19 protein-coding genes are annotated in these 17,685 nt (G+C 62.0%); all 19 read right to left on the bottom strand.

Annotated features, from left to right (window positions below):
- Positions 1-67 precede the first annotated feature (67 nt).
- A complete protein-coding gene (locus B9N88_RS06515) occupies positions 68-862 on the bottom strand; it encodes a CheW domain-containing protein (protein ID WP_027603875.1) in 795 nt (264 codons plus the stop codon).
- Between the two features lie 2 nt (positions 863-864).
- On the bottom strand, positions 865-1,653 hold the full coding sequence (locus tag B9N88_RS06510; protein ID WP_027603874.1) for a ParA family protein: 789 nt from the start codon (positions 1,651-1,653) through the stop codon (positions 865-867).
- A 51-nt stretch (positions 1,654-1,704) separates the two neighbouring features.
- Entirely contained in the window at positions 1,705-2,592 is an 888-nt protein-coding gene (motD, locus tag B9N88_RS06505; protein WP_027603873.1) for a flagellar motor protein MotD, read from the bottom strand.
- Positions 2,593-2,607: 15 nt separating this feature from the next.
- A complete protein-coding gene (locus B9N88_RS06500) occupies positions 2,608-3,348 on the bottom strand; it encodes a flagellar motor protein (RefSeq protein ID WP_027603872.1) in 741 nt (246 codons plus the stop codon).
- Positions 3,348-4,481 carry a protein-glutamate methylesterase/protein-glutamine glutaminase gene (locus tag B9N88_RS06495; RefSeq protein WP_027603871.1) on the bottom strand — a complete coding sequence of 378 codons (1,134 nt, stop codon included), beginning with the start codon at positions 4,479-4,481 and terminating at the stop codon, positions 3,348-3,350. The genes B9N88_RS06500 and B9N88_RS06495 overlap by 1 nt, the downstream gene beginning before the upstream one ends.
- Positions 4,482-4,529: 48 nt before the next feature.
- Positions 4,530-6,755, bottom strand: a complete 2,226-nt coding sequence (locus tag B9N88_RS06490) for a chemotaxis protein CheA (RefSeq protein ID WP_027603870.1) — start codon at positions 6,753-6,755, stop codon at positions 4,530-4,532.
- Between the two features lie 11 nt (positions 6,756-6,766).
- Entirely contained in the window at positions 6,767-7,555 is a 789-nt protein-coding gene (locus tag B9N88_RS06485; RefSeq protein ID WP_027603869.1) for a protein phosphatase CheZ, read from the bottom strand.
- An 18-nt stretch (positions 7,556-7,573) separates the two neighbouring features.
- The gene (locus B9N88_RS06480) at positions 7,574-7,948 is read right to left on the bottom strand and encodes a chemotaxis response regulator CheY (protein ID WP_160385018.1); all 375 of its coding nucleotides are present in this window, start codon (positions 7,946-7,948) and stop codon (positions 7,574-7,576) included.
- 170 nt (positions 7,949-8,118) lie between these two features.
- Positions 8,119-8,859 carry an RNA polymerase sigma factor FliA gene (gene fliA / locus B9N88_RS06475; protein ID WP_015885174.1) on the bottom strand — a complete coding sequence of 247 codons (741 nt, stop codon included), beginning with the start codon at positions 8,857-8,859 and terminating at the stop codon, positions 8,119-8,121.
- Positions 8,856-9,689: a flagellar synthesis regulator FleN gene (gene fleN, locus B9N88_RS06470; RefSeq protein ID WP_003192912.1), complete on the bottom strand. Its 834-nt coding sequence runs from the start codon at positions 9,687-9,689 to the stop codon at positions 8,856-8,858. Before fleN ends, fliA begins: the two co-directional genes overlap by 4 nt.
- A 105-nt stretch (positions 9,690-9,794) precedes the next feature.
- Positions 9,795-11,111 carry a flagellar biosynthesis protein FlhF gene (gene flhF / locus B9N88_RS06465; protein WP_027603868.1) on the bottom strand — a complete coding sequence of 439 codons (1,317 nt, stop codon included), beginning with the start codon at positions 11,109-11,111 and terminating at the stop codon, positions 9,795-9,797.
- Positions 11,112-11,123: 12 nt separating this feature from the next.
- The gene (flhA, locus tag B9N88_RS06460) at positions 11,124-13,238 is read right to left on the bottom strand and encodes a flagellar biosynthesis protein FlhA (protein WP_222935394.1); all 2,115 of its coding nucleotides are present in this window, start codon (positions 13,236-13,238) and stop codon (positions 11,124-11,126) included.
- A gap of 239 nt (positions 13,239-13,477) precedes the next feature.
- Positions 13,478-13,684, bottom strand: coding sequence for a cold-shock protein (locus tag B9N88_RS06455; protein ID WP_027603866.1), 207 nt, complete (start codon positions 13,682-13,684; stop codon positions 13,478-13,480).
- A 116-nt stretch (positions 13,685-13,800) separates the two neighbouring features.
- Positions 13,801-14,937 (bottom strand): flagellar biosynthesis protein FlhB, encoded by a 1,137-nt coding sequence (flhB, locus tag B9N88_RS06450; RefSeq protein WP_027603865.1) that lies wholly within the window; start codon positions 14,935-14,937, stop codon positions 13,801-13,803.
- 3 nt (positions 14,938-14,940) lie between these two features.
- Positions 14,941-15,726 carry a flagellar biosynthetic protein FliR gene (gene fliR, locus B9N88_RS06445; protein WP_027603864.1) on the bottom strand — a complete coding sequence of 262 codons (786 nt, stop codon included), beginning with the start codon at positions 15,724-15,726 and terminating at the stop codon, positions 14,941-14,943.
- A gap of 4 nt (positions 15,727-15,730) precedes the next feature.
- Positions 15,731-16,000 (bottom strand): flagellar biosynthesis protein FliQ, encoded by a 270-nt coding sequence (gene fliQ, locus B9N88_RS06440; RefSeq protein WP_027603863.1) that lies wholly within the window; start codon positions 15,998-16,000, stop codon positions 15,731-15,733.
- Between the two features lie 18 nt (positions 16,001-16,018).
- A complete protein-coding gene (gene fliP / locus B9N88_RS06435; RefSeq protein WP_027603862.1) occupies positions 16,019-16,762 on the bottom strand; it encodes a flagellar type III secretion system pore protein FliP in 744 nt (247 codons plus the stop codon).
- Positions 16,762-17,196, bottom strand: a complete 435-nt coding sequence (fliO, locus tag B9N88_RS06430) for a flagellar biosynthetic protein FliO (protein WP_027603861.1) — start codon at positions 17,194-17,196, stop codon at positions 16,762-16,764. The genes fliP and fliO overlap by 1 nt, the downstream gene beginning before the upstream one ends.
- Before the next feature lies 1 nt (position 17,197).
- On the bottom strand, positions 17,198-17,665 hold the full coding sequence (gene fliN / locus B9N88_RS06425) for a flagellar motor switch protein FliN (RefSeq protein ID WP_027603860.1): 468 nt from the start codon (positions 17,663-17,665) through the stop codon (positions 17,198-17,200).
- Positions 17,666-17,685: the final 20 nt, after the last annotated feature.

Below are 17,685 nucleotides of genomic sequence, written 5' to 3'. Positions count from 1 at the left end.
CAAATGCCGATGTAGGCGGCGTGTGTACTTCTTTTGGCCGCACGTTCGCGCGGCCCTTGTTGTCCCATCAACTGCGTTTGTTCACCGGCATCGCCTTAACCGCACCGCTGGCGATCAACTCGGCCAGTTCGGCAACGTCCAGCAACGCGCACATGTGTTCGATCACGGTGCCTGCCAGCCAGGGCCGCTGGCCCCGATGGCTGCGCCATTTGATTTCATTCGGGTCCAGGCGCAGCGAGCGGCTGACTTGATGCACCGCCAGCCCCCATTCGTAGCCCTGCACCGAGATCACGTATTGCAAGCCTTGGCGGAAGTCATCGCGGTAGCGGTCGGGCATCACCCAGCGTGCGGTGTCCAGCACCTTGAGGTTACCGGCCTGGCTCGGCAGGATGCCCAGGAACCACTCCGGCTGCCCGAACAACGGCGTCAGTTCCTGGCCCTCCAACGAGTAGATCGAGCCCAGGCACACCAACGGCACCGCCAGGGTCAACCCGGCGACGTCGAACAGCAGACATTCAAATGGCTCGGCCGCCCAGGCCGGCCGATCATCGCCACTCACCGGCGGTGGCGTGATGCTCGGTGGCAGGTGCACTTCCACGACCGGCTCGACCACCGCAGGTACGACGGGCGCGACCACCGGGACGCTGACCGGGACGACGAGTGCATCGCGGGCCTGCTCTTCCAATACAGCCAACTGGAACTCGTCCAGGCTGCTCGAGGACGGCACTTCGACCGCCGGCTCCAGCACCAGGATAGGCTCCTGTAATTCTTCTGCGGTCGCGTCCTGCAGCAAGGCATCCAGGTAGGATTCCAGTGCCAGTTGCGGCCGGGTCTTGACCTTGAGTTCGACGGGACGGTTCATCATCAGGCCACCTGCGCCACAAGCTGCTGGGACAGCAGGTGCTTGAGCAACGCCCGGTAGGCCAGCACACCGCGGCTTTTGCCGTCGAACTGCGACGGCGTGAGCCCGGCACGGCTGGCATCACGCAGGCGGGTGTCCACCGGAATGTAGCCGTTCCAGATAGTCTCCGGGTAGGCATCGCGCAGGACGCGCAAGGTGCCCAGGGACGCCTGGGTGCGGCGGTCGAACAGGGTGGGCACGATGCTGTAGGGCAACGCCTGTTTGCGCGAACGGTTGATCATCGCCAGGGTGCTGACCATGCGCTCCAGGCCCTTGACCGCCAGGTGCTCGGTCTGCACCGGGATCACCAGTTGCTGGCTGGCCGCCAAAGCGTTGACCATCAGCACCCCGAGCAACGGCGGGCTGTCGATGATCGCGTAGTCGAAGTCCTGCCACAGTTGCGCCAGGGTCTTGGCGATCACCAGGCCCAGGCCGCTCTGCCCCGGCGACTGGCGCTCCAGGGTGGCCAGCGCGGTACTCGACGGCAGCAGGAAAATGCTTTCGTTACTGGTGGGCAGCAGCAATTGCCCGGGCAGGTCGGCCGGTACGTTGCCTTTGTGCAGGAACAGGTCGTAGTTGCTGTGCTCCAGCGCATCCGGGTCGTAGCCGAAATAGCTGGTCATCGAGCCGTGGGGGTCGAGGTCGACCACGACCACACGCTTGCCCGCCTCGGCCAGCAAGCCGGCTAAAGCGATGGAGGTGGTGGTCTTGCCGACTCCACCTTTTTGATTGGCAACTGCCCAGACTCTCATTCGGATGGTTCCTCCCGGTGGGCACACGCGCGACCGAGACATTGCATAAGGTTATTGAGCCGGCGACGGAGAATTGACGGCACTCTGCTGAACCGGCGGCTTTGCAGGGGCCGGTGCAGTTTGTGTGCCAGCGCGCTTCAAGGCCGCATCCGGTGTTGCATTGGCGGTACCAGTGCCGGTCAGGCTACGGCGCACCTCCAGGTTTCGGGACACCACCAGCACCACCCGACGGTTGCGTGCGCGGCCTTCGAGCGTGGCGTTATTGGCCACCGGCTGGAACTCGCCATACCCCACCGACGCCAGGCGTCCAGGGTTCACGCCCTGCATCGCGAGCATGCGCACGATGCTTGCGGCACGGGCCGATGACAGCTCCCAGTTGGTCGGGTACTGCGCGGTACTGATCGGCACATTGTCGGTAAAGCCTTCAACGTGGATCGGGTTTTCAAACGGTTTGAGGATCGCCGCCACCTTGTCGATGATGGTGAACGCCTGGTCGCTGGGCAATGCATCGGCACTGGCGAACAGCAGGCTGGAATTGAGCTCGATCTCCACCCACAACTCATTGCCGCGCACGGTCATCTGGTTGGAGCTGATCAGGTCGCCAAACGCGGCACTGATGTCGTCGGCGATGCTTTTCAGCGGATCACTGGTGCCGCCCACGCCGGCAGCGGTTTCGTCGCTGTCGTTGACCAGCGGCTTGGCCGGGGTCACGGTCCTGGGCCGCTCTTCGCCAATCGGGATCGGCTTGAGCGAACGGTCGGCGTCGTTGAACACACCGATCAACGCCTGGGAAATGACCTTGTACTTGCCTTCGTTGATCGACGAGATGGAGTACATCACCACGAAAAAGGCGAACAGCAAGGTGATGAAGTCCGCATAGGACACCAGCCACCGCTCGTGGTTGACGTGTTCTTCAGGCTCGCGACGGCGACGGCTCATTGGCAATACTCCCCATCAATCCATGAAGCCCTGGAGCTTCAATTCGATGGAGCGCGGGTTCTCGCCCTCGGCAATCGACAGGATGCCTTCGAGCAGCATCTCGCGATAGCGCGACTGGCGCATGGCAATCGACTTGAGCTTGCTGGCCACCGGCAACAGCACCAGGTTGGCACTGGCCACCCCGTAGATGGTGGCAACGAACGCCACGGCAATGCCGCTGCCCAACTGCGACGGATCGGCCAGGTTGCCCATCACGTGGATCAGGCCCATCACCGCGCCGATGATGCCGATGGTCGGCGCGTAGCCGCCCATGCTTTCAAACACTTTGGCGGCGTTGATGTCGCGGCTTTCCTGGGTGTAGAAATCCACCTCGAGGATGCTGCGGATCGCTTCCGGCTCGGCGCCGTCCACCAGCAATTGCAGGCCTTTGCGCGAATAGCTGTCGGGTTCGGCATCGGCCACGCCTTCGAGGCCCAGCAGGCCTTCCTTGCGTGCGGTGAGGCTCCAGTTGACCACACGATCGATGCCACCGGCCAGGTCGACACGCGGCGGAAAAATGATCCAGATGAGGATCTGCATCGCGCGCTTGAACGAACTCATCGGTGACTGCAGCAACGCGGCGCCCACCGTGCCGCCAATCACGATCAGCGCCGCCGGGCCGTTGGCCAGGGCGCCCAGGTGACCGCCTTCGAGGTAGTTGCCGCCAATAATGGCGACAAACGCCAGGATGATGCCGATCAGGCTCAATACATCCATCAGAGGCAGGCCTCCACCAGATGCCTGCCGATGTCGTCCAGGCTGTAGACGGCGTCGGCCAGGTCAGCCTTGACGATGGCCATGGGCATGCCATAGATCACGCAGCTGGCTTCGTCCTGGGCCCAGATCGCACTGCCGCCCTGCTTGAGCAGGCGCGCGCCTTCACGGCCGTCGGCGCCCATGCCGGTGAGCACCACCGCCAGAACTTTGTCGCCGTAGGACTTGGCCGCCGAACCGAAGGTGATGTCCACGCACGGCTTGTAGTTGAGGCGCTCATCGCCCGGCAGGATTTTGATCGCGCCACGGCCGTCGACCATCATCTGCTTGCCGCCCGGGGCCAGCAACGCCAGGCCAGGACGCAGGATGTCGCCATCCTCGGCTTCCTTGACGCTGATGCGGCACAGCTTGTCCAGGCGCTCGGCGAAGGCCTTGGTGAACGCGGCGGGCATATGCTGGATCAACACGATCGGCGCCGGGAAGTTGGCCGGCAATTGGGTCAACACGCGCTGCAAGGCGACCGGGCCGCCGGTGGAGGTGCCGATGGCGACCAGCTTATAGGCCTTGCGCTTGGGCGCAGGCGAATGGGCCGCCGCCGGTGCCGACGTTCGTACCGGCGGCGCGGCAGGCCGTGCAACCGGCGCAGGTGCCGGGCGGCCAAACGTGGAACCGGCAGGCGCCGCCGGCGCAGCAACCGGTACCGGCGCAGGGGCTGGCGCGCTGAACAGGCTGCGGCGGTTGCTGCGGGAAATACTGTGGACTTTCTCGCACAGCAGTTGCTTGACCTTCTCGGGGTTGCGCGAGATGTCTTCGAAATTCTTCGGCAGGAAGTCCACCGCCCCCGCATCCAACGCATCGAGGGTCACTCGGGCGCCTTCGTGGGTCAGCGAGGAGAACATCAATACCGGGGTCGGGCAGCGTTGCATGATGTGCCGGACTGCCGTGATGCCATCCATCATCGGCATCTCGTAGTCCATGGTGATCACGTCCGGCTTCAACGCAATGGCTTGATCAATCGCCTCTTTGCCGTTGGTGGCCGTGCCGACCACCTGGATGCTTGGATCGGCGGAAAGAATTTCCGAGACGCGGCGGCGGAAGAAACCCGAATCGTCCACCACCAGGACCTTGACTGCCATAAACACTCCGTTAGGTGGGGCGGGCAATACCGCCCTGCCCCACCAGAATCAAATACGCCGAGCGGCGTAACGCTTGAGCATGCTCGGAACATCGAGAATCAGCGCGATCCGACCGTCACCGGTGATGGTCGCGCCCGACATGCCCGGGGTTCCCTGCAGCATTTTGCCCAAAGGCTTGATGACCACTTCTTCCTGGCCAACCAGTTGATCGACGACAAAGCCGATACGCTGGGTGCCCACGGAGAGGATCACCACGTGGCCTTCGCGCTGCTCTTCATGGGCGGCCGATGCAACCAGCCAGCGCTTGAGGTAGAACAGGGGCAACGCCTTGTCCCGCACGATCACCACTTCCTGGCCGTCGACCACGTTGGTGCGCGACAGGTCGAGGTGGAAGATCTCGTTGACGTTGACCAGCGGGAAGGCGAACGCCTGGTTGCCCAGCATCACCATCAGGGTCGGCATGATCGCCAGGGTCAACGGCACCTTGATGACGATCTTGGAGCCCTGGCCCTTGGTCGAGTAGATGTTGATCGAGCCGTTGAGCTGGCTGATCTTGGTCTTCACCACGTCCATGCCCACGCCACGGCCCGACACGTCGGAAATCTCGGTCTTGGTCGAGAAGCCGGGGGCGAAGATCAGGTTGTAGCACTCGGTGTCGGTCAGGCGGTCGGCGGCGTCCTTGTCCATCACGCCACGCTTGACCGCGATATTGCGCAGGATGGTCGGGTCCATGCCCTTGCCGTCATCGGTGATCGACAGCAGGATGTGGTCGCCTTCCTGCTCCGCCGCCAGGATCACCTTGCCGCCACGGGACTTGCCCGAGGCTTCGCGTTCTTCCGGGGTTTCGACACCGTGGTCGACAGCGTTGCGCACCAAGTGGACCAGCGGGTCGGCCAGGGCCTCGACAAGGTTCTTGTCGAGGTCGGTTTCTTCACCCACCAGTTCCAGGTTGATCTCTTTCTTCAGCTGGCGCGCGAGGTCGCGGACCAGGCGCGGGAAGCGGCCGAAGACTTTCTTGATCGGCTGCATGCGCGTTTTCATCACGGCGGTCTGCAGGTCGGCGGTGACCACGTCGAGGTTCGACACGGCCTTCTGCATGGCTTCATCGCCACTGCTCAAGCCCAGGCGCACCAGGCGGTTACGCACCAGTACCAGCTCGCCGACCATGTTCATGATGTCGTCCAGCCGTGCGGTATCGACCCGCACGGTGGTTTCGGCTTCACTGGCCGGTTTTTCCGCGACCGGTGCCGCAGCGGCACGCGCTGGCGCCGGGGCAGCAGCCGGCGCAGGCGCAGGCTTGGCGGCGGGCGCGGCGGCTTTGGCGGCAACCGGTGCCGCCGTGGCTGCAGCAGCGGCCGGGGCGACTTCGGTGAACTTGCCCTTGCCGTGCAGATCGTCCAGCAGTGCTTCGAACTCGTGATCGGAGATCAACCCATCGTCCGCAGGCTTGGCGCCTGCAGCGGGTGCTGCCGGGGCCGCGGCCGTAGCGGCGACTGCCGGCAAGGCATCGGCCGCGAAGGTGCCCTTGCCATGCAACTGGTCGAGCAACGCTTCGAATTCATCGTCAGTGATGTCGGTGCTGGCAGAAGCGGCGGGCACCTCCGCAGCACCGGCGGCGGCACCGGCAGGCGCCACGGCGTCGGCAGCGAACTGGCCCTTGCCGTGCAATTGATCGAGCAGGGACTCGAACTCAGCGTCGGTAATGTCCTCGCTGGTCGGCGCGGCAGCCGGGGCAGCCGGGGCAACCGCAGCCGGCGCTTCGGCTTCGGCCTTGACGGCACTGAGGGAACTGAGCAGTTGCTCGAACTCGCTGTCCGTCACATCCGCTTCAGGCTCCGCCACTGGTTCCGGTACGACTTCGACCACCGGCGCTGCCGTGGTGTCGGCCGGCTCGGCATAGCGCGCCAGGGCGGCCAGCAGTTCCGGAGTGGCTGCGGTGATCGGGGCACGCTCGCGCACTTCGCTGAACATGCCGTTGACCGCATCCAGTGCTTCGAGAATCACGTCCATCAACTCCGAATCAACGTGACGCTCACCCTTGCGCAGGATGTCGAACACGTTCTCGGCGATGTGGCAGCACTCCACCAGCTCATGGAGCTGGAGGAAGCCGGCGCCCCCTTTTACAGTATGAAAACCGCGAAAAATTGCATTGAGCAGGTTCGCATCATCCGGGCGGCTTTCCAGCTCGACCAGTTGTTCGGACAGTTGCTCTAAAATTTCGCCGGCCTCTACAAGGAAATCCTGAAGGATCTCTTCATCGGCGCCGAAGCTCATGTGGGTGCTCCTTAGAAGCCTAAACTGGATAACAGGTCATCTACGTCATCCTGACCTGACACAACGTCTTCACGTTTATCGGCATGAATCTGCGGACCTTCACCCTTGGCGAGATGTTTTTGTGGATCTTTTTCAGAGAGGATCGCTTCGCGGTCATGTTCGATGCCGGCAAAACGGTCGACCTGGCCGGCCATGAGTACCAATTTGAGCAGGTTGCTTTCCACTTCGGTGACCAACTGGGTCACACGCTTGATCACCTGACCGGTCAGGTCCTGGTAATCCTGGGCGAGCAGAATGTCATTGAGGTTGCTGGAAACCATGCGGTTTTCCTGCTCGCTGCGTGACAAAAACCCTTCGACCCGACGGGCCAGCTCACGAAACTCTTCCGCACCGACTTCACGGCGCATGAAGCGGCCCCAGTCAACGCTCAGGGCGTGGGCTTCCGTGGCCATGCCGTTGACCAGGGGCGTGGCGTTTTCCACCAGGTCCATGGTGCGGTTGGCCGCCGCCTCGGTCAGCCTGACCACATAGGACAGGCGTTCGGTGGCGTCGGTGATCTGCGAAATCTCTTCGGCCTGGGGCATGTGCGGGTCAATCTGGAAATTGACGATCGCGCTGTGCAGCTCGCGTGTGAGCTTGCCCACTTCCTGGTACAGGCCTCGGTCACGGGTCTGGTTGAGCTCATGGATCAACTGCACCGCATCGCCGAACTGGCCTTTTTCAAGGCTGTCAACCAACTGGTGAGCATGCTTTTTCAGGGTCGACTCAAAGTCTCCCTGTGACGTTTCTTTATGCTCCATAGCTCCCCCGCGATGGCATCAGCCGTGGATGCGTTCGAAGATCTTTTCGATCTTCTCTTTCAAGGCCTGTGCAGTGAATGGTTTGACCACGTAACCGTTGACCCCGGCCTGGGCGGCTTCGATGATCTGTTCACGCTTGGCTTCGGCGGTCACCATCAACACGGGAAGGCTGCGCAATTTTTCGTCGGCACGCACGTGGCGCAACAAGTCGATACCGGTCATCCCCGGCATGTTCCAGTCCGTTACCAGAAAGTCGATGCTCCCGCTGTTGAGGATCGGAATCGCCGTCAGGCCGTCATCCGCCTCGACCGTGTTTGTGAACCCAAGGTCACGCAACAGGTTTTTTATGATCCGCCGCATCGTTGAGAAGTCATCAACGATGAGGATTTTCATGTTCTTGTCCAATTCGACCTCCAAGCAGTCTTAAACGCGCCCAGCACCTGGACGCGCCATTTCAATCAACAGGCATTACACAAAAAGGACTGCCAAGGGCACCACGGCCCGAGCCCGCGAAGGCCTATCACCTTCGCGGTATCGCTTTGCAATGCTCCCCACACTGCCTGTCAGCGCGCTCGCCACTCTCCCAGACGCCCCCGCAAGCGGGCCGCGCACTGGCTATGCAACTGGCTGACACGGGATTCGCTGACCCCCAGGACCTCACCGATTTCCTTGAGGTTCAGCTCTTCGTCGTAGTACAGCGCCAATACCAACCGCTCACGCTCCGGCAAGTTGGCAATGGCGTCCGCCAACGCACCCTGGAAACGCTCATCTTCCAGGTCACGGGACGGCTCCATATGCGCGCTCGCGCCGTCCTCGTGCAGCCCTTCGTGTTCGCCGTCCTGCAACAGGTCGTCGAAACTGAACAGGCGGCTGCCCAAGGTATCGTTCAAAATCCCGTAATAATCGTCGAGACTCAATTGGAGTTCGGCCGCAACTTCGTGATCTTTAGCGTCGCGACCGGTTTTTGCTTCAATTGCACGAATTGCGTCACTGACCATGCGTGTATTGCGGTGCACCGAACGCGGCGCCCAGTCACCCTTGCGCACTTCGTCGAGCATCGCGCCACGGATGCGGATCCCCGCATACGTCTCGAAGCTCGCGCCCTTGCTCGCGTCGTACTTGGTCGACACTTCGAGCAGGCCGATCATGCCCGCCTGGATCAGGTCTTCGACCTGGACGCTGGCGGGCAGGCGTGCCAGCAGGTGATAGGCGATGCGCTTGACCAGTGGCGCATAGCGCTCGATCAACTCGCCCTGGCTGTCACGGGCAGATTTCTTGTAAGCGTTATAGCCGTTCGCTGTCATAGCACCGGTCCTGCACTCGTCTGATGCACCAATCGCTCGACGAAAAACTCCAGATGCCCCCGAGGGTTGGCAGGCAACGGCCAGGTATCGACCTTCTGGGCAATAGCCTTGAACGCCAATGCGCACTTGGAACGAGGGAATGCTTCGTAGACTGCACGCTGCTTTTGCACAGCCTTGCGCACACACTCGTCATAGGGAACTGCACCGACGTATTGTAAGGCGACATCGAGAAAGCGATCCGTGACCTTGGTCAACTTGGCGAACAGGTTGCGGCCTTCCTGCGGGCTCTGGGCCATGTTGGCCAGGACGCGGAAGCGGTTCATGCCGTAGTCACGGTTAAGCAGTTTGATCAGGGCGTAGGCGTCGGTGATCGAGGTGGGTTCATCGCAGACCACCAGCAAGACTTCCTGCGCCGCGCGCACGAAGCTGACCACGGACTCGCCGATTCCGGCGGCGGTGTCGATCACCAGCACGTCGAGGTTGTCGCCGATGTCACTGAATGCCTGGATCAGGCCGGCATGCTGCGCCGGGCTCAGGTGCACCATGCTCTGGGTACCGGAGGCGGCCGGCACGATGCGGATCCCGCCAGGGCCCTGGAGCAGCACGTCGCGCAGCTCACAGCGCCCCTCGATCACATCGGCCAGGGTATGTTTGGGCGTCAGTCCCAGCAGAACGTCGACGTTCGCCAGCCCCAGGTCAGCATCCAGCAGCATGACGCGACGGCCAAGCTCTGCCAGGGCCAGGGACAAATTCACTGACACGTTAGTTTTCCCGACGCCACCTTTGCCGCCGGTCACCGCGATCACCTGTACGGGATGCATGCTGCCCATTTTATTTCTTTACCTTGTCTTGCTTAGACGCAGGCTACATGGCTTGGCCGCGTGAGTCGCTTGCAGACCATCGATGTAGGTACATTTCACGGTGTTCATCGCACCTCAACCCACCCGTTTTGCAGGCTTGTGGTAAAGGTCGGCGAACATATCGGCCATCGCTTCCTCGCTAGGCTCTTCTTGCATTTGCACGCTGACGGCGCGGCTGACCAGTTGATGACGGCGCGGCAGATGCAAATCATCCGGGATCCGCGGCCCGTCGGTCAGGTAGGCAACCGGTAGTTCATGGCTGATAGCCAGGCTCAACACTTCGCCCAGGCTGGCGGTTTCATCCAGTTTAGTCAGGATGCAGCCGGCCAGACCGCAACGCTTGTAGCTATGGTACGCAGCGGTAAGAACCTGTTTCTGGCTGGTGGTTGCAAGCACCAGGTAATTTTTCGACTTGATGCCACGCCCCGCCAGGCTTTCCAGTTGCAGGCGCAACGCCGGATCGCTGGCCTGCAGGCCGGCGGTGTCGATCAGCACCACGCGCTTGCGCAGCAATGGATCGAGCGCGTTGGCCAGGGACTGGCCCGGGTCGACGTGGGTGACCGGTACATTGAGGATACGGCCCAGGGTCTTGAGCTGTTCCTGGGCGCCGATGCGATAGCTGTCCATGCTCACCAGCGCGATGTTGTTCGCGCCGTACTTGAGCACATAGCGCGCCGCCAGCTTGGCCAGGGTGGTGGTCTTGCCCATGCCGGCAGGGCCGACCATGGCGATCACACCGCCCTCTTCCAGGGGTTCGATTTCCGGGGTGGCGATCATCCGCGCCAGGTGGGCCAGCAACATGCGCCAGGCCTGGCGAGGCTCTTCGATTTCGGTGGTCAGGGCCAGCAGGTCGCGGGACAACGGGCCGGACAGGCCGATGCGTTGCAGGCGGCGCCACAGGTTGGCCTGGTGCGGTTTGCTGCCTTGCAGTTGGGTCCAGGCCAGCGAACCCAGTTGCACTTCCAGCAATTCGCGCAGGCCGTTGAGTTCAAAACGCATCGAGTCGAAGACGCGCTGGTCGACTGCGGCGGCCGGGGCTGGCGCGGCAGGACGCGGCGGTTCGATGAATGTTGGCTCAACCAGCGGCTCGGCGGCGGTCAGCGGCAGGCCGGCGAACAACTGGCGATTGGTGGAGGCATCGCTGTCGCCACGCATGCTCAGCTCAGCCTGGGCCGAGACGATGCGCGAAGCGGTCTTGCGCAGCTCGTCTTCGAGTTCCATGTTCGGCACACGCGGCGCCAATGCCGAGGGGGTGTAGTCCAGGGCAGCCGTCAGCTCGACACCGCCGGCAATACGACGATTACCGATAATCGCGGCATCGGCGCCCAGCTCATCGCGGACCAGTTTCATGGCCTGACGCATATCGGCGGCGAAAAAACGCTTAACTTGCATAACCCACTACCCTCAGCCGTTGGGCCCTACTGTCGCGACGATAGTCACTTGCTTGTTGTCAGGAATTTCCTGATAAGCCAAAACGTGCAAATTCGGTACTGCCAGACGTCCAAACCGCGACAACATCGCCCGGACCGGACCCGCCACCAGCAGAATCACCGGTTGGCCCTGCATTTCCTGGCGCTGTGCGGCGTCGATCAACGAACGCTGCAGTTTCTCAGCCATGCTTGGCTCCAGCAGAACGCCCTCTTCCTGGCCTTGTCCTGCCTTCTGAATACTATTGAGCAATATCTGTTCCAACCTTGGCTCCAAGGTGATCACAGGCAGCTCGGAGTCAAGCCCTACAATGCTTTGCACGATTGCGCGGGACAATCCGACACGCACCGCCGCCACCAGCGCGGCGGTATCTTGACTCTTGGCGGCATTGTTGGCGATAGCCTCGGCAATGCTGCGAATGTCGCGTACCGGCACCTGTTCGGCCAGCAGCGCCTGCAGCACCTTGAGCAGTTGCGACAACGACAGCACGCCCGGCACCAGCTCTTCTGCCAGTTTTGGCGAGGCCTTGCCCAGCAAGCCCATCAATTGCTGGACTTCTTCGTGGCCGATCAGCTCGTGGGAGTGCTTGTACAGGATCTGGTTGAGGTGGGTGGCGACCACGGTGCTGGCGTCCACCACGGTGTAGCCCAGGGACTGCGCCTGGCTGCGCTGGCTGATTTCGATCCACACCGCCTCCAGGCCAAAAGCCGGATCTTTGGCGGTAATGCCGTTGAGGCTGCCGAATACCTGGCCGGGGTTGATTGCCAGCTCGCGGTCCGGGTAGATCTCGGCTTCAGCCAGAATCACGCCCATCAGGGTCAGGCGGTAGGCACTCGGGGCCAGGTCGAGGTTGTCGCGGATATGCACGGTGGGCATCAGGAAGCCCAGGTCCTGGGACAGCTTCTTGCGCACGCCCTTGATCCGCGCGAGCAACTGGCCGCCCTGGTTGCGGTCCACCAGCGGAATCAAGCGGTAGCCGACTTCCAGGCCGATCATGTCGATCGGGGTCACGTCGTCCCAGCCCAACTCCTTGGTTTCCTGGGCGCGGGCCGGGGACGGCAGCAGTTCCTGCTGGCGGGCGATCTCTTGCTGGGCCTGGACCTTGACCGCATTCTGCTTTTTCCAGAACAGGTAGGCCGCGCCGCCGGCCAGGGCCGCCATGCTCAGGAACGACACATGGGGCATGCCCGGCACGATCCCCATGATCGCCATGATGCCGGCCGCCACGGCCAGGGCCTTGGGCGAGGCAAACATCTGGCGGCTGATCTGCTTGCCCATGTCTTCGGAGCCCGAAGCACGGGTCACCATGATGGCGGCAGCTGTAGATAACAACAGTGATGGCAATTGCGCCACTAAACCGTCACCGATGGTCAGCAGGGCGTACACCTTGCCCGCATCGCCGAAGGTCATGCCGTGCTGGAAGATCCCGACCGCCATGCCGCCGATCAGGTTGATGAACAGGATCAGCAGGCCGGCGATGGCGTCACCGCGCACGAATTTGCTGGCACCGTCCATGGAACCGTAGAACTCGGCTTCCTGGGCGACTTCCAAGCGGCGGGTCTTGGCCTGGTTCTGGTCGATCAGGCCGGCGTTGAGGTCGGCGTCGATGGCCATCTGCTTGCCGGGCATGGCGTCGAGGGTAAAGCGTGCGCTCACCTCGGAAATCCGTCCGGCACCCTTGGTCACCACCACGAAGTTGATGATCATGAGGATCGCGAACACCACGATACCGACCACGTAGTTACCGCCGATCACCACCTCACCGAAGGCCTGGATCACCTTACCGGCAGCGGCGTGGCCGTCCTGGCCGTGGAGCATGACCACACGGGTGGACGCCACGTTCAGCGCCAGGCGCAACAGGGTTGCCACCAGCAGGATCGTCGGGAACACCGCGAAATCCAGCGGCCGCAAGGCGTAGACGCACACCAGCAGGACGACGACGGACAGGGCGATGTTGAAGGTGAAGAACACGTCCAGCAGGAACGGCGGCATCGGCAACATCATCATTGCCAGCATGACCAGCAGCAACAACGGCACACCCAGATTGCCCCGCGAGAGGTCAGTCAGGGTGCCACGGGCCGTGCTGAACATTTGAGAGCGATCCACCACCGGTATTCCTCGTTTCCTTGAAGCAAACTTTTGACGCCGGGAGGCGTCCTGGAGGCGGTATTGCAAGAAGCCTTCCAACTTTGCTTTTGAGGAGGTGGATCGCTACAGGCGCCCGAGTTCTATCGGATGTAAACACTCCAACTGTGGGAGGGGACAAGTCCCCTCCCACAGTCGACTCTTTTTGTACATCCATTGCCGACAGCGAAACTAGCGCCCGCGGGCTAGCTCACAGTTTTAACTTCAGTTGCCTGCAGCCCCTTGGGACCGTTGGCAAGCACGTATTCGACCTTTTGGTTTTCATCCAGGCTTTTGAAACCGCCGGAAACGATCCCCGAGTAATGCACAAATACATCTTCAGAACCATCGTCCGGCTTGATGAAACCAAACCCCTTTTCTGCGTTGAACCACTTTACGATGCCGGTTGCCATTAACCTTCTCCACCCTGCTTGTTTTAAGACCTGAGCCTTATCAAACGCGCTGGAAATAAGATTGACTACTGTCAAAGTTGACAGGTAGACGGCAGTTAGTGACGAGTGGTAGGAGGTCAAGAATCGCGACGCAACTCCGGTGGAATCGGCAGATCCTTGAGCGGATCCGGGCGCTTGCCCTTGCCCGCGCGGTATTGGCGAATCTGATAGACATACGCCAACACCTGGGCCACGGCCAGGTACAACCCCGCCGGGATTTCCTGGTCAAGGTCGGTGGAGTAGAAGATCGACCGCGCCAGCTCCGGCGACTCCAGCAGCAGGATGTCGTGGGCCACGGCGATTTCGCGGATTTTCAACGCGGTAAAGTCGCTGCCCTTGGCCAGCAGCATCGGCGCGCCGCCCTTCTCCGGGTCGTACTTGAGGGCCACGGCGTAGTGGGTCGGGTTGGTGATGACCACGTCGGCGTCGGGCACCGAGGCCATCATCTTGCGCTGGGACATTTCCCGCTGCAGCTGGCGGATGCGTTGCTTGACCTCGGGGCGGCCTTCCTGGTCCTTGTGCTCGTCGCGCACTTCCTGCTTGGTCATCAGCAGTTTCTTGTGGCTTTCCCACAACTGGATCGGCGCATCCACCGCCGCGATGATGATCAGCCCGGCAGCCATCCACAGCGCACTCCAGCCCACCACCTGCACGCTGTGGATGATCGCCGACTCCAGCGGCTCATGGGCGATGCGCAGCAGGTCATCGATGTCGGACGACAACACCATCAGCGCCACGAACAGAATCAGGATGAACTTGGCCAGGGCCTTGAGCAGCTCCACCAGGGCCTTGGCGGAAAACATGCGCTTGAGACCGGCCGCAGGGTTCATGCGACTGAACTTGGGCGCCATGCTGCCGGCGGCGAACAGCCAGCCACCGAGGGCGACCGGGCCGATCAGTGCGGCCAGCAGCAAGGTGATCAGGATCGGCTGCACCGCCAATATCGCGATCTTGCCCGAGTGCAGCAGGTATTGGCCCATGGAGCCGGGGTTGAGCAGCACATCGCGGGGCAAGGTGAAGTTGTGCTTCATCAGCTCCATCAGGTCCAGCGCCAGGCCGCCGCCATAGATCAGCAAGGCACCGGCTCCGGCCATCATGGTCGCAACGGTATTGAGTTCCTTGGAACGGGCAATCTCGCCCTTTTCCCTGGAGTCCTTTTTACGTTTCTCCGTGGGGTCTTCTGTCTTGTCCTGACCACTCTCGCTCTCGGCCATGGCTCAGCGCGCCCGTGCCAGATCACGTAGGAACTGCAAGGCGTCGGTCGCCAGCGGTTGATACTGATTGAGAATGTCAGCCAGGCCGACCCAGAAAATCCCCATGCCCAGCACCAGGGTCAAGGGGAAACCAATGGAGAAAATGTTCAGCTGTGGCGCCGCGCGGGTCATGACGCCAAACGCGATGTTGACCACCAGCAAGGCCGTGATCGCCGGCAGTACCAGCAACAGCGAGGCACCGAGCACCCAACTGAGACGCCCCACCAGCTCCCAGAAGTGATTGACCACCAACCCGGAGCCTACCGGCAAGGTGGTGAAGCTTTCGGTCAACACCTCGAACACCACCAGGTGGCCGTTCATGGCCAGGAACAACAAGGTCACCAGCATGGTCAGGAACTGCCCGATCACCGCCGCCGATACGCCGTTGGTGGGGTCGACCATGGACGCGAAGCCCATGCCCATCTGGATCGAGATGATCTGCCCGGCGATCACGAACGCCTGGAAGAACAGTTGCAGCGAAAAGCCCAGCAGCGAGCCGATCAGGATCTGCTCGGCAATCAGCATCAAGGCACTGAGGTCGAGTGCGTTGACCGGGGGCATCGGCGGCAGGCCCGGCACCAGCACCACGGTGATCGCCACGGCGAAATACAGGCGGATGCGGCGCGGCACCAGGGTAGTACCGAACACCGGCATGCTCATCAGCACCGCCGTCACCCGGAACAACGGCAGGATGAACGAGGCCACCCACGTGCTGATCTGGGTGTCGGTCAATGCCAGCAAGGACTGCATCGGGTCAGCCGATCAACTGCGGAATACTGCCGTACAGCTGCAGGATGTATTCCATGAAGGTTTGCACCAGCCACGGGCCGGCGACAATCAGGGTGATCAGCATCACCAGCAGGCGCGGCAGGAAACTCAAGGTCTGTTCGTTGATCTGGGTCGCGGCCTGGAACATCGCCACCAGCAGGCCCACCAACAGGCTCGGCACCACCAGCACAGCAACCATCACGGTGGTCAGCCACAGCGCTTCACGGAACAGGTCGACGGCGACTTCTGGGGTCATGCTGATTCACCTAACACATCACACCCCTCCGAAACTGCCGGCCAACGTGCCGATAATCAGCGCCCAGCCGTCCACCAGCACAAACAGCATGATCTTGAACGGCAATGAAATAATCAGCGGCGACAGCATCATCATCCCCATGGCCATCAGCACGCTCGCCACCACCAGGTCGATGATCAGGAACGGGATAAAGATCATGAAGCCGATCTGGAACGCGGTCTTCAGTTCCGAGGTGACGAACGCCGGCACCAGGATGGTCAGCGGCGCCTGGTCCGGGGTCGCGATGTCGGTACGCTTGGACAGGCGCATGAACAACTCAAGGTCGCTGGAACGGGTCTGCGACAGCATGAAATCCTTGATCGGGCCCTGGGCCTTGTCGATCGCATCCTGGGCAGTCATTTTTTCGGCCAGGTACGGCTGCAGGGCTTGCTGGTTCACCTTGTCGAACACCGGCGCCATGATGAACATCGTCAAGAACAACGCCATGCCGGTGAGGATCTGGTTCGACGGCGTCTGCTGCAGGCCCAGGGCCTGACGCAGGATCGAGAACACAATGATGATCCGCGTAAAGCTGGTCATCAGCATGACAAACGCCGGGATAAAGCTCAGCGCAGTCATGATCAGCAGGATCTGCAGGCTGACCGAATACTCCTGGGCCCCCGCCGCGTTGGTACCCAGCGTAATCGCCGGGATCGACAACGGGTCGGCGGCCAGCGCCAATGGCGTGGCCAGCAACAGCATGAGCGTCAATAAAACGCGCATTACTTCTTATCCTTCTGATCCTTGCCCAGCAATTCCATCAGGCGCTGGGCGAATTCTGGCGTGGCGGGCTGGGATTGGGTGGTTGGCACCGGGGTCTTGAGCACATGCAGCGGCGTGATTCGGCCGGGGGTAATGCCCAGCAGGATCTGTTCCTCGCCCACTTGCACCAGCACCAGCCGGTCACGCGGACCGAGGGAGCGCGAGCCGATCATTTCGATGACCTGGGCATTGCCCGGACCGATGCTCTGCACGCGCCGCATCAGCCAGGCCAACACGAAGATCAAGCCGACCACCAGCAACAGGCCCAGCACCAACTGCGTCAGTTGCCCGCCAACGCTGCCGCCGACGGGCGCAGCGGCAACCTGGGCTACCGGCTCCGCCGCCCACGCCGCCAATGGCAGCGCGGCGAACAGTCCCACCATCAGCCGTTTCATATCAGCGCAACTTCTTGATGCGTTCGCTTGGGCTGATCACGTCGGTCAGGCGGATGCCGAACTTTTCGTTGACCACCACCACTTCGCCGTGGGCGATCAGGGTGCCGTTGACCAGCACGTCCAGCGGCTCACCGGCCAGGCGATCCAGCTCGATCACCGAGCCCTGGTTGAGTTGCAGCAGGTTGCGGATGTTGATGTCGGTGCTGCCCACTTCCATGGAGATCGACACCGGGATGTCGAGGATCACGTCCAGGTTCGGCCCATCGAGGGTCACCGGGTCGTTGTTCTTCGGCACGCTGCCGAACTCTTCCATGGGCAGGCGATTACCCGCTGGTGCTGTGGCGGCATCAGCGGCCAGCAGTGCGTCGATATCGTCCTGGCCGACATCGCCGGTTTCTTCCAGGGCCGCAGCCCACTCGTCAGCCAGGGCCTGGTCTTCGGCGGAAGTGTTTTCGTGTTCGGTAGCCATTACATGTCCTCGGCGGAGCA

This window comes from Pseudomonas sp. LAMO17WK12:I1, from assembly GCF_900177315.1.
Taxonomy (GTDB): domain Bacteria; phylum Pseudomonadota; class Gammaproteobacteria; order Pseudomonadales; family Pseudomonadaceae; genus Aquipseudomonas; species Aquipseudomonas marginalis.
Note: the sequence above shows the minus strand (reverse complement) of the source record. Positions and strands in the feature narration are given on the sequence as shown.

Bases quoted from the DNA above. Each gene is read 5' to 3' on its own strand.
- fliQ (WP_027603863.1), bottom strand. From the start codon at position 16,000: ATGACCCCAGAAGTCGCCGTCGACCTGTTCCGTGAAGCGCTGTGGCTG.
- B9N88_RS06455 (WP_027603866.1), bottom strand. From the start codon at position 13,684: ATGGCAACCGGCATCGTAAAGTGGTTCAACGCAGAAAAGGGGTTTGGT.
- B9N88_RS06485 (WP_027603869.1), bottom strand. From the start codon at position 7,555: ATGGAGCATAAAGAAACGTCACAGGGAGACTTTGAGTCGACCCTGAAA.
- fleN (WP_003192912.1), bottom strand. From the start codon at position 9,689: ATGGGCAGCATGCATCCCGTACAGGTGATCGCGGTGACCGGCGGCAAA.
- fliR (WP_027603864.1), bottom strand. From the start codon at position 15,726: ATGCAGTCCTTGCTGGCATTGACCGACACCCAGATCAGCACGTGGGTG.
- B9N88_RS06510 (WP_027603874.1), bottom strand. From the start codon at position 1,653: ATGAGAGTCTGGGCAGTTGCCAATCAAAAAGGTGGAGTCGGCAAGACC.
- fliN (WP_027603860.1), bottom strand. From the start codon at position 17,665: ATGGCTACCGAACACGAAAACACTTCCGCCGAAGACCAGGCCCTGGCT.
- B9N88_RS06480 (WP_160385018.1), bottom strand. From the start codon at position 7,948: ATGAAAATCCTCATCGTTGATGACTTCTCAACGATGCGGCGGATCATA.
- B9N88_RS06515 (WP_027603875.1), bottom strand. From the start codon at position 862: ATGAACCGTCCCGTCGAACTCAAGGTCAAGACCCGGCCGCAACTGGCA.
- B9N88_RS06495 (WP_027603871.1), bottom strand. From the start codon at position 4,481: ATGGCAGTCAAGGTCCTGGTGGTGGACGATTCGGGTTTCTTCCGCCGC.
- flhA (WP_222935394.1), bottom strand. From the start codon at position 13,238: ATGTTCAGCACGGCCCGTGGCACCCTGACTGACCTCTCGCGGGGCAAT.
- fliP (WP_027603862.1), bottom strand. From the start codon at position 16,762: ATGCGCGTTTTATTGACGCTCATGCTGTTGCTGGCCACGCCATTGGCG.
- B9N88_RS06500 (WP_027603872.1), bottom strand. From the start codon at position 3,348: ATGGATGTATTGAGCCTGATCGGCATCATCCTGGCGTTTGTCGCCATT.
- fliO (WP_027603861.1), bottom strand. From the start codon at position 17,196: ATGAAACGGCTGATGGTGGGACTGTTCGCCGCGCTGCCATTGGCGGCG.
- flhB (WP_027603865.1), bottom strand. From the start codon at position 14,937: ATGGCCGAGAGCGAGAGTGGTCAGGACAAGACAGAAGACCCCACGGAG.
- flhF (WP_027603868.1), bottom strand. From the start codon at position 11,111: ATGCAAGTTAAGCGTTTTTTCGCCGCCGATATGCGTCAGGCCATGAAA.
- fliA (WP_015885174.1), bottom strand. From the start codon at position 8,859: ATGACAGCGAACGGCTATAACGCTTACAAGAAATCTGCCCGTGACAGC.
- motD (WP_027603873.1), bottom strand. From the start codon at position 2,592: ATGAGCCGTCGCCGTCGCGAGCCTGAAGAACACGTCAACCACGAGCGG.
- B9N88_RS06490 (WP_027603870.1), bottom strand. From the start codon at position 6,755: ATGAGCTTCGGCGCCGATGAAGAGATCCTTCAGGATTTCCTTGTAGAG.